The organism is Halogranum roseipondis (genome assembly GCF_059695585.1).
Map to the genome: position 1 here is coordinate 521,786 of NZ_JBUEED010000008.1, position 16,196 is coordinate 537,981.

A 16,196-nucleotide genomic window follows, 5' to 3' on the forward strand; every position below is an offset into this window, starting at 1 on the left:
TGAGTCGTGGTCGGGCATATTTTGTCCATCTCACACATGGTGTAAAAGCCTAACCATTATCGAAGTCTAACTACTCATATTCTCGCGTTTGAGCCTCTCCTACTGGATGCTTGAAGTTCCTTGTTCTCACCATCTTCGAAGTCTATCTCGCTATGTTCAAAACACTGAGCGGACCTATCGTCTCTGTACTCCCCTCGTCATCGGAGTGTAAATCGCAGTTTATTCAATCGAAATTACTCATACTCCAAACTAAATTCTGAACTTCTATACTATTGTCCGACACCCCAACATCGAAGTGTAAAAGCTGTCGAGAGAGCGCCTACCACTCAAGAGCATCTGTATTCGGTTAAGACCGTGAGTGTCGAACGATCGGACATAAAGAGCAATGCAACGATTCTAGAGCGGCTGAATTCAGCCGTTCATGCAGGCACCGAATATTACTCCCAGTGTTACCGATGGTGTTCAACATAGCACACGAACCCGAACACAACCGTGAATCCCATTCGTCTTTAGCTAAGACTCAGCCCTCGGTTGTGTAGCGGTAGCGAGGTTCTCTTGGAGGATCGGTCGGTGCTTGTGAATCTTCTGAGCGTCTTCAATCAACCGCTCCAGCAGCGGTGGCGGTGAGTAGCCGAGGTATTCACCCAGTTCGTGGAGGATGAGCTGGGCGTGCGACCGAAAGGTCGCCGCCCAGCGTTCCGGCGGAAACACGATCTCTTCATCGGCTTGTTCGGTGAGCAGATCCAGCAACGACCGGCTCACCAACAGCGACAGCAACGCTGCGTACAGCAGGATTCTTACCACGTGTTCTTTGCTCGTGTCGAACTCATCCAGATCGTATCGCGTCTTCAGTTCCCGGAACAACAGCTCAACTTCCCACCGACACCGATAGATCCTCGCTATATCTACCGGGAGAAACTCCGAACGAGAGAGATTCGTCATGTAGAGGTGGTAGTCGTCGGCGTCCTCGTTGCGGACGCCGACGACGCGGAATCGTTTCGTATCCCACGACTGCGTTCCTTCGTACTCACGCCGCTGGAACGACACTTCTACCTCCACATCGATGTACTCACGCTTGAGATCGTCCACGACGTCGTACACTTGCTTTCCCTCCAAGCGAATGGCGCGCCCGCGCCATTCGCGTAATTCCTCCGTTATCACCGGATTTGCACTCTCTTTCAGCCGACTCACGAAGTAGCCGCCGTTCTCATCGATCAGCGCAAACCGGCGGTACTTGAAGTACGCGAGGTCAAACAGAGCAAGGCGTCCTTCGAGCCACGATCCTGTCTCAAACAGCGTGCTGTCGTGCGTTTTCTCGTCTGTGACGGTGAACTGTTCTATCGTCTGGTCAGTGACATTGTGGAGCAGGTGGAGCTTCGCTCCAGCCTGCTCCTCGTGCCGTGCTTCGTACTCATCGGAGAGGAACTGATGCAGCCGTAGCACCGTTCCATCAGCGATCATCACGTCTCGAAATCGATCGAAATCAGCGTCAACAGCGTCAGGAACAGCGACCTCGTCGAGGCCGCGCTCGACGAGGTCGCGGAGGTACTCTGCAAGTTGTGGCGTGAGCCGCTGATAGAACCCGCCGGGCGAGAGCGTCTCATCGGCTGTAGAGTTGTAACTGCGTCTGAATCCAGCGAGTGTTCGGCTCTCGCCTGCGGCGAAGCCGAACACGAATGCCCAGACGAGGACAGGAATCTGGAGCTTGCCATCGCGTTCGACCACGCCGAGTTCCTCGGCGTGCTCTTGGAGCATCGTCGAGGGAAAAAGTGTAGTGAGTCGCCGCATGATTCTCGATGAGGAGCCGGAGTTGTGCACAGACTCGGCTTCCTCATTCCTTCCGAAAAGAAGCGACGATAAGCGACTGCTGTCGTGCGGTTCTTCGCTTAGCTAAAGACGGATGCCGTGAATCCTACCCTAATAGAGGTCTTCTATCAGGCCGTAGGAACCGTGTCCGTGGAGATCAGCCGCTTTACGTCGGCTCGACACTACCCGGCTCACCGAGTTTGTTGCAGTCGGATTTTGCGAGGTCGGTAACGGTGAGTTCCACCTCAAGATGCGGCGTATTAGCACTTGAAACTATTGTTTGTGGAGGGAGTGCACGCGATTCACCCACGGGTCAGGTGACCCGTGGAACTCTCGCTGTTCTCTTTAGATTTCACTCCGAGAACGCAGTCGAGCACACACACCCCTCGTTGCCGTTGCAAACTAGTCGAACGTGTGGAGTCGCCTCGCCGATAGAAACTGGTCGGTTACGAAGGATACAACGCGTCGAAAGTCAAATTTCTAAAAGGGTGCATAGAGCGCCTGAGCTGCCATCTCGTGACCAAGGTCACTCTAACAAATGGGTTTGTGACTCTCCTATGGTTTGGTTCGACTCGATAGTATTTAATCTACTAGGGGACCGGTTCTACGATACGCCTCACACTGGCACGTCGATCTTTCCCTCTTGCAGTTTGCAGCGGCAACGAGGGGTGTGTCTCCAGGCTCTCCCGAGAACGAGGATTGAGTCCACGTTTTGCAGCGGCAACGAGGGGTGTCTGTCTTGATTGCTCGAGAAGCTGGTGACCCGCTTCAGTTGGTGGCTGCTGAAGCATTTGTTCCAACTGGTTCTGTTGTTTTTGGTGAGCTTACGCGGTCTTCCTGACCGATGATCGTCCTGAGCAGCCTGCTCAAGCGGCTCTGTGTAGTTCGCAAGCTAAGTTCTGGGAGTAGGCCAACTATAAGCGTCCACTCCGAATCTTATTTCCTTCAACTCTATGCCGAAGGTGGCGTCTACGAGAGGATCGGACTCCAGCTCAAGACCCAGTACCGCATGCACCGCGATATCGCGGCCTTCCCGAACCGGCAGTTCTACGATCGAACACTTCGAAACGGTACACAGATCAAGCCACTGCTGAACAAGCCTGCGATCGAGGGGTACAACATCGGTGGTCCAGCTGACGTCGTGGAGCACTCGTACGCTAACGAAACAGAAGGGCGAATGATCATGCATCTCATCACCGGCCTTCTTGAGGACGTACCCGCAGAGGAAATTGGAATCATCGCACCGTACGCGGCCCAGGTTCGACTCCTGCGGCAGATGCTCTCTGAGCATGTCATGGTGGCAAGCGAGATTACGACTGATACGATCGACTCCTTCCAAGGCAGCGAAAAGACTGCGATACTCATCTCGCTCGTCCGGGGTAACAGCGACGGCGACATCGGATTCCTCAGCCGCTCGGAAGACGGACCGCGACGGCTCAACGTCGCATTGACGCGCGCACAGCGGTACTGTGCGGTCGTTGGCGACTTCCATACACTTCGGTGTGAGAACAACGACAAGTGCGCCGAGCTGTACCAAGACTTCTACAACTATTTCGACACAGTTCTGGGACTGAATGCTGTCGACCCGACGCTCCTGTCTCTCTGAACGAAATCCTGCATCGGTTTTATCAGTAACGACTGCAACACGTCTGAGGCAATGGAACTCGGAAATCAAAGTACTCTGCCGCTTCGCTTTCTATCGAGGTAACGGAGTCGTCACGCCACAGTATAGCGATCCGACAGGATAGAATAGAGCTAATTGAACTTCTCGGGCGACAAAGAGAACGGTGAGCGTTGTCTGGAGCGATATAATTATTGTACAGTCGTCCCACTGTGTGCGTAGTTCGCAATGATTCAGCACGACGTCACCATCGTCGGTGGCGGTTGCGTCGGTCTCTCCACTGCCAAGCATCTTTCAGAGCAGACGGACCTCGACGTCGCCGTCGTAGAGAAGGAGCACCACCTCGCTGCACATCAGAGCGGTCGCAACTCCGGCGTCCTCCACCCTGGATTCAACTACCCACCTGACTCGGAGAAAGCGCGGTTCGCAACCGAGGGTACACGACGGATGAAAGAGTACTGTGCGAGCCACGGGATTCCGTGTGAGGAACTCGGCGTGCTCGTCGTCGCGAAAGACGACCGAGACGAAGCCCAACTGGACGTTCTGGCCGAACAGGCTGACAAGAACGGTGTCGCGTACGACCGACTCGACTCACAAGAGGAGATACGGGAACACGAACCGCACGCTGTCGGACAGGCGGCGCTCTACGCGCCCGAGGCAGCGTCTGTCGACTCCCAGCAGTACGTCTACGCGCTCGCACGAGAGGTCCAACAGAACGGTGTCGACCTGTATACGGGTCACGCCGTCTCACGAATCGACGAGACGCCGTCGGGCTACCACCTGACGACAAGTAACAGTCTCATCGAGACGACGTACCTCGTGAATGCTGCCGGCCTCCACGCCGACACGCTGGCACAGCAAGTCGGCGTCGGCGACGACTATCAGGTAGTTCCATTCCGCGGCGAGTACTACGAAGTCACGCCCGACCGGACAGACCTCTGTCGGACGATGATCTATCCGACGCCCGACCCCGAGTTGCCGTTTCTCGGCGTCCACTACACCCGGCGGACGGACGGCAAGGTGATCGTCGGCCCCAACGCCGTCCTCGCATTCGGTCGTGAGGCGTACGACAACACGGACCTCGACCCGTCGGACCTCGCCGAGACACTCCGATACGACGGGTTCAGAGAACTCCTCAAGTCGAAGACGATGCTCTCCGTGGCGTGGTCGGAGCTGAACAAGTCCTACCGAAAGGGGAAGTTCACCGAGGCGGCCCAACAGCTCGTCCCAGAGGTTCGCGCGACGGACTTACAGAAGAGCTACACGGGCATCCGTGCACAACTCGTGAGCGACGAGGGCGAACTGGTCAAAGATCCGCTGGCTATCGAGACTGACGACGCGGTCCACGTCCTCAACGCCGTCTCCCCGGGGCTGACGTCGTCGCTCCCGTTCGGCGAGTACGTCGCCGAAACCATCGCAGCGAAGACGGTCTGACTGGCGTCACTTGTCGGCGCAGTGTCGATCGGTTCCGTGATTACCCTCGGGAGACGATACAGGCCGATTGTTTATTACACACGACCCGTAACTACCGATGATGCAAGCGCTGACGCAAGAGCAACGCGAATTTGCCGAACGGGCCGAAGACGTCGCTGCGACGTTCGCTGACGACGCATACACGTGGGAGGGCGACCTTCCGTGGGAGAACCTGCAGACACTCGCAGACGCGGATCTGTTCTGCCCGTCCATCTCCGAGGAATACGGGGGTGGCGGGCGTTCGGACCTTGCGGCAATGCTGTTGACCGACGCGGTCGGCCGCGTCTGCCCCGACACAGGCTGGTTCACGTACATGCAGTGTATGGTCGCTCCACGGGCCATCGACCTCTTCGGAAGTGAAGAGGTCAAAGAACGCTATCTCCCGGACGTCACTGCCGGCGAGGGGCACATCTCCATCGCGATCTCCGAACCGGAGGCCGGTTCCGACGTGGGTTCGATGAGCACTACCGTCACTGAGGAAGATGGTGAGTTGGTGTGTAACGGTGAAAAGACGTGGGTCGGTGGAATTCCGTTCTCCAACGTCGCCGTCACGTGGGTCCGATTCCCTGAGGGGTTGGGGTCGGTCGTGCTCGACCTAACGGACCCCGGTGTCGAAGTTGTCGAAGAGCACACGAACATGGCAGGCTACAGCCAGACGCACTTCCGTATCGACGACGTTCCCATCCCCGAGTCACACGTCCTCACCCGCGGCGAGAAGGGGTTCCGACGTCAGCTCGTCTCGCTCAACTGGGAGCGACTTGGAAGTTCGATTCTCACGGCCGCGTGGGCGACTGCCGGGTTGGAGACTGCGCTGTCTTACGCTGCCGACAGAGAGCAGTTCGGCCGATCCATCGACGAGTTTCAGGGTATCGAGTGGAAACTTGCGGAGATGTACCGACAGGTCGAGACGGCGAACGCCGTTGTCTACAACACGGCTGCCAGTTCCCACGGGACCGACCACGCCCCGCCTCGGCTCAAGACGTCCGTCGCGAAGCTGCACTGCTCTGAGATGGCCGAACGTGTCGTCAGTGAAGCGGTCCAGATTGTCGGCGCACGTGCCTACCAGCAGGGCCACCCGCTCGAGTATCTCTATCGGCTGACCCGCAGTCGCCGTATCGCTGCCGGAACCGACGAAATTCAGAAGAACACTATCGCCCGAGCACTGAAACAGGAGGGCGTCCCCGCCGTCTCGGATCGATAGTCGTTCTACTCGCCGAGACCCCGGTCGTACTCGGGCTCTCGCTCTTCGTTGAACGCGGCGACCGCCTCCTGGTGTTCGGGGTCGGTTACGCAGTCCCACTGGTACTCGGCCGCGAGTTGGCAGTACTCCTCGAAGCTCCGGGTGGGGTCGACGAGGCTGTTCGTGTGCTGGACGGCTGTCGCCGGCTTGTTCACGATCTCTTCGGCCAATGCTCGCGCCGCAATGAGTGCGTCGTCAGCCCGTTCGACTGCCAGTCCAATGTCGACGGCGGCTTCGGGCGTGATGTCGCGGCCGGTGAGGAGATACTCGCGGGCCTTCGACTCGCCGATGAGTCGCGGGAGCAGCCACGCACCGCCGTCACCCGGTACCAGCCCGATGTTGACGAACCCCTCGCGGAGTACCGCCTCGTCGCCGACGACCCGCAGGTCACACGCGAGCGCGAAGTCACAGCCGGCGCCGATAGCGGGTCCGTTCACCGCCGCGATAGACGGCGTCGCCATCGACCGGAGCTTCGAAACTAACTGTTGGATCATCCAGAGATACGCCCCATACTCCTCCATCGACTGGTCGTCCCAGTCGGGCATCTCGGTGGTGTCCGCCCCGGCACAGAACCCCTTCCCTGCACCGGTCAGAATCACCGAGTACACGTCGTCGTTCGCTCCCGCTCGGCGGACGGCATCGTTTAACTCCAAGATAGTCGTCCGTGTAAACGCGTTGTACACGTCCGGTCGGTCGATGGTAATGGTCGCGATGCCGTCGGCTATCTCGAACCGCACCTCTTCGTACTCCATACGAGAGTTCTGTTGGGGACGTATATAATTCGGTCGTCGATTCGAGCCTCCGCTCGATCCACCATATCGTTTATTACACACAGCCCGTAAGTATACGCTACCACTGCGAGCCAGCCACGCAGCCGGTCGTCCAGCGCGGGCTATCCGACGACTGGTTGTACGCCAGCGACCGCTACTCCCTGGACTCGGCGATGACGTTCCGTCGGACCGGTCGCGGAGCGGCGGCATCCGCTCGCAGAACCTCAACGGAACGATGTACGGAACAACTCACGGTGACACCATCACCATCGACCTACAGATCAAACCGGCCGGCCGATGCGCTCAGCTAATCGACTGGGTGAGAGCATGACCGATCGATTGCTGCTCGGAAAGGAACCGGTTACGGAGCGCATCCACGGAGACCTCCCACTCGTCGACACTGAGACGGCCGCCGCACACATCGACGCCGACGCGACGGTGCTCACGAGCGGATTCGGAAGCGTCGGCTACCCGAAGGCGATACCGCTCGCGCTCGCCGGTTCGACACGCGACCTTCGACTGACCGTCGTCAGCAGTGGCAACGTCGGCGAAGAGATCGACGTCGACCTCATCGAGGCCGGGGCTGTCGCACGGCGCTTCTCGTACCAGTCGTCGCGTGTCGCACGCGCGGCGACGAACGAACGGGAGGTCGCCTTCAGCGACCGAAACGCGTCGTCCATCGGCGACGAGGTGCAGTACGGCGGGATGGTGGACGCAGACGTGGCCGTCGTCGAGGCGGTCGCCGTCGGCGAAGGGTGGTTCATCCCCTCGACGTCGCTCGGGCAGGTCCCCGCGTTCGTCGAGGCCGCGGACGAACTCCTCGTCGAACTGAACCACCGGCAACCGCTCGAACTCCAGGCGCTTCACGACGTCTACCGGCCCGACGCCCCTCCGAACCGGGGACCGGTCCCACTCACCGAACCCGACGGGCGCATCGGCGAGTCGTACGTCTCGTTCGACCCGGCGAAACTCGTCGGCGTCGTCGAGACCGATCGGGTGGATTCGACCTACACGTTCCGGGACCCGACCGACGACGATCTGGCTATCGCCGCCAACCTCCGGTCGTTCCTCACCACGGAGATGGAGCGGTCGCCCGTCTTCGACGACGCCGTCCATCTCCAGTTCGGCGTGGGGTCGCTCGGCAACGCCCTGATGGGCGAACTGCAGGAGCTCGACTTCGGCGACCGCGACGTGGTCTACTACGGTGAGCTCATTCAAGACGGCCTGCTCGACATGCTCGACACCGGCGGCCTGGAGTGTGCGAGTGCGACGTCAATGGCGCTCACCGCCGAGGGACAGAGTAGACTCTTCGAGAACATCGAGCGGTACGCCGAGGACATCGTCCTCCGACCCGCAGACGTCGCGAACCACCCGGGACTCATCGACCAGTTCGGCGTCGTCGGCGTCAACAGCGCGATCGAGGTCGACATCTACGGCAACGTCAACTCGACGCACGTCGGCGGTCGACGGATGATAAACGGTGTCGGCGGCTCTGCGGACTACAACCGGAACTCGCTCGTCTCCGTCTGTGCGCTGCCGTCCGTCCACGGGGAGGACGTCTCACGCGTCGTCCCGATGACGTTCCACGTCGACCACACCGAACACGACATCGACGTCTTCGTCACCGAGCAGGGCGTTGCCGACGTCCGTGGCTGTTCGCCGGTCGAGCGAGCAGAACGTATCATCGAGCACTGTGCACACCCCGACTTCGCCCCAGAACTCCGGTCGTATCTGAACGACGTCGCCGAAGACGCGTATCACATCCCACACGACGTACCGCGTGCAGCGAAGTGGCACGGCTACTGACTGCGAGGTCTCTCGACTTCTTCAATCCGTCTCTCGGAGTACATCCCCACTCGGAGCAGCAGGAAAACCGAAACCGGCCTCGGGTGGCAGGTTACGCGGTGAGGTAGAGGAAGAGCCAGAAGAGATAGCCGCCAGTGAGGACGGCGGCGACGATGCCTTCGAGCACCTTCGTGTAGGAGTCACCATGTGTCTCACGGAACTCTTGCACCGTCTGGAACCGGTCCCACACCGGCATGAGCGGCGCCGGGACGAACTCCTCGAACCCGCCGACGTCCTCGTTTGAGCCGTCTGTCGCGCTCATTGGTCGACCCCCTTAGTGAACGGGAGGCGTTTCCCGCTCGTCACCATCTTTTCGGCGACGAAGATGCCGAAAAACACCAGCGTACCGGCGAGCTTCACCAACTGCCCCGGGTAGACCATCACGAAGACGCCCATGACGGTCATGAACAGCCGAAGCAGGACGCGACGGCCAGCGCGCATCTCGAAGGGGTAGTTGAGCCCGTAGATCATCGTGATACCACCCATCAGCACCAACGTCCCGGCGACGAGACCACTGACGGAGAGATCCATCGAAATCATCGCCGGGTTGTAGACGAAGGCGATAGGGAGGATGAAAAGCGGTGCGGAAATCTTGATAGCCGCACCACAGACACGCCAGAAGTTCGCGCCAGCGATGCCGGCGGTGACCACCGCTGCCGTGGCGACGGGTGGTGTGATCCCAGCCAGAATGGCAGCGTAAAACACGGTGTAGTGGGCCGTGATGTCCGGGATACCGAAGTCGGCGACGAGCGTCGGTGCGATGAGTATCGCGACGATGACGTACGCCGCGACCGTCGGCATGCCGACACCCATCAGGATGGCAACCAGCATCGCGAGGAGAACGGCGAACAGCAGCACACCGCCCGAAAGGTCGATCAACAAGAGTGCAATCTTGTTCGGGACGCCCGTGACACCGAAGATATCGATGACGCCGTTGACCGCCACGAGGATGATGGCGATAGGTGCGAGGATGATGGCACCCCGGCGGAACCCCCGGACGGTGTTTCGGAGCTGGTCGACGAACTCGGTCGTCGGCGACGTGTCCGAGCGGTCGACTATCCGTTGAATCACCGGGACAGTGACACCGCAGACGATCATCGAGACGATGGTCCATAGCGCCGCGGTCATCACCGTGAACTGAGCGATACCCAGCAGGTAGATGAGCACGAGGAACGGGATACCGAATCGGACGGTCTCGAACAGTTTCTGTCTCGTCGAGAGTTCGTCGTCGAAGAACTCTGAGAAGTTCATCTCCTGACTACTGGAGTCGCTGATCGCGACGTAGTGGACTGCAATACCGATGCAGGCGACGAGTATCGCTGCTGGGATGAGACCGGCAGTGACGATATCGAGGTAGGCGACTTGCAGGTACGAGGCCATCACGAACGCCGAGGCACCCATGACTGGCGGGAGCACTTGCCCCGACGTCGACGCGACCGCCTCGATACCGGCAGCCCGATGCGGTGCCATCCCGCTGTCTTTCATCGTCGGAATCGTGAACGAACCGGTCATCGCGGCATTCGCCGTGTACGAACCGTTGATAGACCCGATGACCGCGGACGCGAGCACAGCCGTCTGAGCGACGCCGGACTCGATGTACTTACCTGACTGGATGGCGACCCGGAGAATCAGGTCGAACGCGCCGTAGCCGAACAGGAGTCCGGCGTAGAGCAGGAACGGAGCGATCCACGCGGCGGTCAACTGTGTCAGGCTCCCGTAGAACCCGTAGAGATCGGTGACGAGTGACTGCAGGAGTGTCAGTTCCGTCATCCCCCCGTGGTTCAGGATACCCGGCGCATAGTTGCCGTACACCCCATACAGGATCGCGCCGCCAACGAGTCCAAGAAAGAGGTTCCCGAACTCGCGCCACGTGAGATAGAGGATCGAGAGGATGACGATCCGTGCCAGCATGTACTCGTGTTCGAGGGCGTACCCCTGCTGCATGACATACACCTGCGTGAAGTTCATCGTAAAGTAGACAGAGGCGCTGATGAGGATGATTGCTGCCGGCAGCAGCACCGCCGCGTCGATTCTGTCACCCTCTTCGAGCGCCTGTCGCGTCTGGTCGAGGGCGTACACGCTCAGGATTGCACCGACGAAAATGACGCCGTACTTTACACGCGACATATCCTGTGTGTACGCCCAGCCGAGAACGATGAACCAGAACACGATCGCGCTGACCGTGACACTCAGATCTAACCCTCGAAGGGCACTCGTTACGAAACTACTCTGCTGCTCTGTGTTTGAACTCATTGTCTGTCTTTGATGGTCAGCTTAGTCTGTCAAAAAGGTGGGTTTCACAGACGTCTCGTCTTCTACTTACTTACCGACCGAGAGATTGTCGTCCCAGGCGTCGTTCTCTTTGTAGTACTTCGCCGCACCCGGGTGGACCGGAATCTGCTTCCGCGCAGAGCCGAGCATGTCTGACGTCGACTCGAAGTCGTTGAACTGTTGTTCCGCCTCGTTGACCGCATCGTTGTGCTCGTCGACGACGCGACAGAGTTCGTACACCGCGTCCTCGCTCGCTTCCGGTGTGAACGTGTAGTTGACCTCAAGGTCCCACGTGAACACCTTGTCAGTCTGGATGTCCTGTTGCATGCTCCACTTGTCCATGGAAATCTCCGAGGAGCCGGCACCGGCGTACGACTCGACCGACTGTTTGAGCGCATCGGTCGGTTCGACGTAGTGGACGTCGACGCGGGCGTCGTACTCCGTCACCCAGCCAGTGTAGCCGGCACCAGGGGTTCCGTACGCGATGGCGGCGTCGATTCGCCCCTCCTCCATCGCCCCCGGTGCGTCGCCGACACCCATGTTCTGGATGTTCATCTTGTCGTAGATGCCCTTCGTCGGCTTCTGCGACCAGACGTCGAGCGTCGTCGCCCGTGTCGAATAGCCCGGTTCTGCCGGATAAACGTTCTTTCCGGCGAGATCGTCGAACGTCTCGATGCCAGTCCCGTTGCGGGCGACAACGTAGATACTGTACGGGAAGGCGTAGAATCCGTAGTAGGGTATCTCGTCGACCGACTTCTCGGCGAAGCTTCCACGATCGTCGAGTGCCTTGGTCAGTGAGTTGTTGTCGGTGATCCCTCCGTTGAACTGGTCCTGTGCCATCCGGTAGATGGTTCCGACGTACCCTGGACTCTCGACGGTCGAGTAGTTCAGTTCGTCACTGTTCTGACTGACCGCCCGCTCGACAGCGAGTCCGACGTTCTTTGTTCCACCCGCAGAGGTACCGACGCGGAGCGACATGCTGCCGCCGCCGCCACTCTGACCACCACTGTCTCCGCTACCGCCGTCCCCCGACGTGTTCCCATCGGACGAGCCGCCGTCGCCGCCGCTTCCGCCGGTACAGCCGGCAAAGCCAGTGATGCCCGCAGTTGCGGCTCCGTACAGGAACTTTCGGCGCTGTATGCTGTCGTCAACCATGATTGTCTTTAGTTAGCATTGACGAGTATCCAGGTCGGACAGTTATATCTTTTGATTGATCAGGCTCCCGTCCCCTCGGTAAGAAAGCATCTTGGCGGCGTTTCGTGAGAGACACAGGTCGCCCGACAGCAGTCTACCGAACGACCGATGCACTCACGGAGCCGAGTGACTCCACGTTCGTCTGCACGTCGTCACCCGGCTCGATCGGCCACGCACCAGGGGTACCGGTGCTTATCAGGTCACCGGGTTCCAACGACATGACTGCCGAATGAAACGAAACGAGCTCAGCTGGCGAGAACAACATGTTCTCGACTCGGTTTTCGGCTCGCACCTCGTCGTTGACGACCGTCTGGACGGTTAAATCGTCGAAGTCGAGCGAATCTTCGGGCACGACGATAGCCGGTCCGATGACGATGAACGAGTCGTAACTCTTCGCCCGCGTCAGGAACCGTGGGTTTCGCTGGAGGACGTCCTCCGCGGTCATGTCGATGACAGGGAGATAGCCCGCGACGACGTCCTCGACGTCCGCCTCGTCGACGTCCCGACACGTCCGACCGAGGACGACGCCCAACTCGCCCTCGGCGGTCACCCGCTCGGACTGCGACGTCGGCGGGAGACGTATCGGACCACCGGGACCGGTGAGCGCCGTCGACGGCTTCATGAAACTCGCCGGCTCCGTCGGTCGGTTCTCGTCCAAGTCACCGGCGTGTTCCTCGTAGTTCAGCCCGATTCCCCAGAGTTTGCCGAACTGGTCGAGTGGTGGGCCGAACGAGATCGTCTCCGCCGGCATGCGCTCCGCCGTCGCGTCGTCGACGTCGCCGAGCGTCCCGGTCGCGGCGTGCGAGAGAGTGCCACGGACGCTGTCGAGTTCAGGATGGACCGACCGGAGATCGACGAACCCCGCCTCGTCGCCGAGCAGCGGCCGGCCCGTCACCGTCCGTGCGAGGTACTTTATTCCTCGCGCTCCGTCCAGAAGTCGAAGGATCGGCCGGGGGCGAACACGTCGAGGCCGACGGCCAACTCGTCGCCGGTGTTCTCGACACGGTGCGGTTCGTTCGACTCGAGAAGTACCGAATCGTACTGCTGGAGTGTGACGGAGTCGGCCTCGGTGGCGACAGTGAGTTCGCCCTGAAGACAGAGACAGACTTGCTCGTTCTCGTGGTCGTGCATCGGCGAGGAGTGACCCGGCGGCTTCTCGAACCACTCGAAACTGAACTGGTCGCTCCCGGCCATGGAGACGCGCCGCCACCCATCTTCGGGTTCGTATGTTTCGGCGTCGTCGAACGAGACGGGTCTCATAGGTTCGCCCCCGTGGAGCCACCGTCGATGGGAATTGCGGTGCCGTTGATGTATCCCGACTGCGGCGAGGAGAGGAACGCGACGGTGTTGCCCAACTCCATCGGGTCGCCGATGCGTTCGAGCGGGTTGGTTCCCCAGTCGGCGAGTCCTTCCTCGTAGCTGTCGTAGTCGCCGCGGTCGACGGCGGCCTCGACGAGGTCGCGGATGCGGGACGTCTCGTGTGGGCCTGGGAGTACGGCGTTCGACCGGATGTCGGGAGCGAACTCCTTCGAGAGCGTCTTCTCCAGTCCGATGACGCCCATCCGGACGGAGTTCGAGAGCACGAGGCTGTCGATAGCCTCCTTCACGCTTCGCGAGGTGATCGTCACGATGGTTCCACCGCCGTCCTCCTTCAGGTGTGGTTCGGCCGCACGCGCGAGGCGGACGACGCTCATCACGAGCAGGTCGTACGCGTGTTCCCAGTCGTCGTCGTCGGTCTCGAGGAACGCGCCAGAGGGCGGTCCGCCGGCGGAGGTGACGAGGTGGTCGAGTCGGCCGAACGTCTCTACCGTCTCGTCGACGAGCCGCTGGACGTCGTCGGGGTTCGTGAGGTCTCCGGAGACGGCGAGGACGTCACCGCTTCCGATGTCGTCTACTTCGTCCTCCGCCTCGGCGAGCCGTTCCTCGTCGCGCCCGTTGATGGCCACGTGTACGCCTTCGCGGGCGAGTGCCTTCGCCGACGCCTTACCGAGTCCACTGGACGACGCGGTGACCAGTGCGACGTTCCCGTCTATCTGTAGGTCCATGTCATCAATAATCAGGATGATGTATGAAAACGTTTCCGAAGGGGGCGGTCTCTTACCTTATTGAGAGGTCGCCGACGCGTCACGGACGAAGCACCGTACACCGTCCTGCTCTCAGCCGTCACGTCGGGTCTCGAACGACGCCGTTCCGTCTTCGTACACGAGTCGTTCGCGGGCAACGACCTGTGCTGTCGCCGGCAGTTCGTCGACGAGCGCCTCCGAGATACGGAACTCGGTCAACTCTTGGGTGTTGCGTATCCAGACGACCCTGACCGTCTCCGGGTCGTACCCGCCGAGAGCGACCAACGAGGCGCGAATCGCGAACTCGTCGTCGGGGGCGATGACCGGGAGCCGTATTTTCGCGATAGAGCCACTCGTCAGCGCGTTCGCGTACGCTTTCCGGAGGTCGAGTTGGTCGATCGCGGCTTGCCGCGTCATATCTGCCAAGCCGATCCCGTTTCCGTTCCCTTTCGTCTTCTCGGTCAACCCTCTGACGTAGAGTAGCTTGACGTTCGGCGTCTCGGGGTCGGGAGCGTTCAGTACGCGGTACCGACCGATGACGTTCGTGTCCATTCCGGCGCCGGAGATCTCCTTGCCGAGTTCGTCGACGACGAGGAAGTCGACGTCGTCGAACGGGAGTGTCGGCATCTCGTCGTACGCCCACTCCAACAGTGTGGGTTCCCTGTCGACGAACGACTCCCCTTCGACGCTTTCGACGTGCGCCGTCTCCTCCTCGAAGTTCTCGACGATGGCGACACCTGCCAGCAATGGGATCGCCTCCCTAATCACGTCGAGTGCCGCCTCGAGCGTCTCGACGTAGCCCTCTTTGATGGCCGTCGAGTGAACGCTCTTGGCGCCACGCTGCTTGCCGAGGCCAACGACGGTCATCTTCGAGAGCCCGCTCTCGATCGGACCGGTGAAGTTCGTGTGCGCCTTCACGCGGTTGACGACGACGACGGCGTCGGCCTCGAGCGCAACCGCCGAGAAGTGGACGGTCGTCGGCGTCTCACCGACCGTCACCGTCTCCACCTCCCGCGTCTCCATCGTCGCGTCGATGGGTGCACCCACACTCGCTTCGGTGATTCCCAGTGCGGCGAGTACCTCACGCTGCCCTGCTGCCGTCGCGCCGCCGTGGCTTCCCATTGCGGGGACAATCACTGGATCGAACCCCCGGTCGTCGAGCGTCGCCACCACAGCACGGACCATCTCGTCGAGCGCGTGAATCCCTCTGCTCCCGACGCCGACGGCGATTCTCGCACCGGGCTCAAGTTCCGACAGGGAGAGATCAGCTACCTCGGCCCGCGCGGCGGCCGCGGGGTCGTCGACCCGTGTCGTCTCCGGTTCGTACCGGACACGAGCGAACGACGGCAACGGCTGCGGTTCGATCAGACTGTCCAGGTCACTCCGGCTGGGGAACTCCATACGGGCCTCTGTCACGCCATCGCACATATGTCCATTGGTAACAGTTGTTGCCGTGGAGTGAGGAAATTTATGTGATAAACGCGCCGTTGCAGTCGTGAGAATCACACAGGTAGAGTCCTTTCCGGTGTCGATACCGCTGGAGTCGCCAGTCTCGTTCTCGAATCGGACACTGACGTATCGTGACCTCGCCATCACGTACGTCCGGACCGAAGACAGGTTGGAGGCCGAAGATGAGTTGGAGGGCATCGGCTACTCGCTCGGCGACGAGGTCGGCACCCTCGTCGCCGCGGCGGTGGAGTCCCTCCTCGAACCGCTACTCGTAGATGAGGACCCACGGGACACCGAACGACTCTGGCACGAGATGTACGACGGCAACGTCCAGATCGGACGTTCCGGGGTGTTACCCCGTGCCATCCCGACGGTCGACGTCGCGCTGCGGGACTTGAAGGTGTTCGACGACGTCGTCGACCCGCTTCGGCCGGACGACGGGATGGTTCCCCTCCCGGATACCC

The 16,196-nt window shown here is 60.5% G+C and carries 13 protein-coding genes and 1 pseudogene; 5 read left to right on the forward strand and 9 right to left on the reverse strand.

From position 1 onward, the window contains the following. Positions 1 to 513 precede the first annotated feature (513 nt). Positions 514 to 1,788: an IS4 family transposase gene (locus tag EOHIBHHM_RS26325; RefSeq protein ID WP_497258377.1), complete on the reverse strand. Its 1,275-nt coding sequence runs from the start codon at positions 1,786 to 1,788 to the stop codon at positions 514 to 516. Between the two features lie 862 nt (positions 1,789 to 2,650). Between EOHIBHHM_RS26325 and EOHIBHHM_RS26330 the strand changes: the two genes are divergently transcribed. The 3 genes from EOHIBHHM_RS26330 (at position 2,651) to EOHIBHHM_RS26340 (ending at position 6,101) form a co-directional block, all read left to right on the forward strand. Then, a complete protein-coding gene (locus tag EOHIBHHM_RS26330; RefSeq protein WP_497259231.1) occupies positions 2,651 to 3,412 on the forward strand; it encodes an ATP-binding protein in 762 nt (253 codons plus the stop codon). Positions 3,413 to 3,655: 243 nt separating this feature from the next. Then, positions 3,656 to 4,861 (forward strand): L-2-hydroxyglutarate dehydrogenase, encoded by a 1,206-nt coding sequence (lhgD, locus tag EOHIBHHM_RS26335; RefSeq protein ID WP_497259233.1) that lies wholly within the window; start codon positions 3,656 to 3,658, stop codon positions 4,859 to 4,861. A gap of 100 nt (positions 4,862 to 4,961) precedes the next feature. After that, complete coding sequence (locus EOHIBHHM_RS26340; protein WP_497259235.1) at positions 4,962 to 6,101, forward strand: acyl-CoA dehydrogenase family protein; 1,140 nt, start codon at positions 4,962 to 4,964, stop codon at positions 6,099 to 6,101. 5 nt (positions 6,102 to 6,106) lie between these two features. Here the strand turns inward: EOHIBHHM_RS26340 and EOHIBHHM_RS26345 are convergent, their stop codons facing one another. Then, complete coding sequence (locus EOHIBHHM_RS26345; RefSeq protein WP_497259237.1) at positions 6,107 to 6,892, reverse strand: enoyl-CoA hydratase/isomerase family protein; 786 nt, start codon at positions 6,890 to 6,892, stop codon at positions 6,107 to 6,109. Positions 6,893 to 7,237: 345 nt separating this feature from the next. On the opposite strand from EOHIBHHM_RS26345, the gene EOHIBHHM_RS26350 reads away from it, so the two are divergent. Next, positions 7,238 to 8,716, forward strand: a complete 1,479-nt coding sequence (locus tag EOHIBHHM_RS26350) for an acetyl-CoA hydrolase/transferase C-terminal domain-containing protein (RefSeq protein WP_497259239.1) — start codon at positions 7,238 to 7,240, stop codon at positions 8,714 to 8,716. Between the two features lie 91 nt (positions 8,717 to 8,807). Here the strand turns inward: EOHIBHHM_RS26350 and EOHIBHHM_RS26355 are convergent, their stop codons facing one another. From EOHIBHHM_RS26355 to EOHIBHHM_RS26385, 7 genes are all read right to left on the reverse strand, one after another. Beyond that, positions 8,808 to 9,017, reverse strand: coding sequence for a hypothetical protein (locus tag EOHIBHHM_RS26355; protein ID WP_497259241.1), 210 nt, complete (start codon positions 9,015 to 9,017; stop codon positions 8,808 to 8,810). Continuing rightward, complete coding sequence (locus EOHIBHHM_RS26360) at positions 9,014 to 11,008, reverse strand: TRAP transporter permease (RefSeq protein ID WP_497259242.1); 1,995 nt, start codon at positions 11,006 to 11,008, stop codon at positions 9,014 to 9,016. Before EOHIBHHM_RS26360 ends, EOHIBHHM_RS26355 begins: the two co-directional genes overlap by 4 nt. Before the next feature lie 66 nt (positions 11,009 to 11,074). Beyond that, the gene (locus EOHIBHHM_RS26365; RefSeq protein ID WP_497259244.1) at positions 11,075 to 12,181 is read right to left on the reverse strand and encodes a TAXI family TRAP transporter solute-binding subunit; all 1,107 of its coding nucleotides are present in this window, start codon (positions 12,179 to 12,181) and stop codon (positions 11,075 to 11,077) included. A 133-nt stretch (positions 12,182 to 12,314) separates the two neighbouring features. Beyond that, positions 12,315 to 13,136 carry a fumarylacetoacetate hydrolase family protein gene (locus tag EOHIBHHM_RS26370; RefSeq protein WP_497259813.1) on the reverse strand — a complete coding sequence of 274 codons (822 nt, stop codon included), beginning with the start codon at positions 13,134 to 13,136 and terminating at the stop codon, positions 12,315 to 12,317. Then, positions 13,133 to 13,480, reverse strand: coding sequence for a cupin domain-containing protein (locus tag EOHIBHHM_RS26375; RefSeq protein ID WP_497259246.1), 348 nt, complete (start codon positions 13,478 to 13,480; stop codon positions 13,133 to 13,135). Before EOHIBHHM_RS26375 ends, EOHIBHHM_RS26370 begins: the two co-directional genes overlap by 4 nt. Beyond that, positions 13,477 to 14,265 carry an SDR family oxidoreductase gene (locus EOHIBHHM_RS26380; protein WP_497259248.1) on the reverse strand — a complete coding sequence of 263 codons (789 nt, stop codon included), beginning with the start codon at positions 14,263 to 14,265 and terminating at the stop codon, positions 13,477 to 13,479. Before EOHIBHHM_RS26380 ends, EOHIBHHM_RS26375 begins: the two co-directional genes overlap by 4 nt. Before the next feature lie 111 nt (positions 14,266 to 14,376). Beyond that, the gene (locus EOHIBHHM_RS26385; protein WP_497259250.1) at positions 14,377 to 15,684 is read right to left on the reverse strand and encodes a nickel pincer cofactor-dependent isomerase, group 22; all 1,308 of its coding nucleotides are present in this window, start codon (positions 15,682 to 15,684) and stop codon (positions 14,377 to 14,379) included. 94 nt (positions 15,685 to 15,778) lie between these two features. Between EOHIBHHM_RS26385 and EOHIBHHM_RS26390 the strand changes: the two are divergent. Next, a pseudogene (locus tag EOHIBHHM_RS26390) lies at positions 15,779 to 16,132 on the forward strand (mandelate racemase/muconate lactonizing enzyme family protein); the annotation flags it as partial. Positions 16,133 to 16,196: the final 64 nt, after the last annotated feature.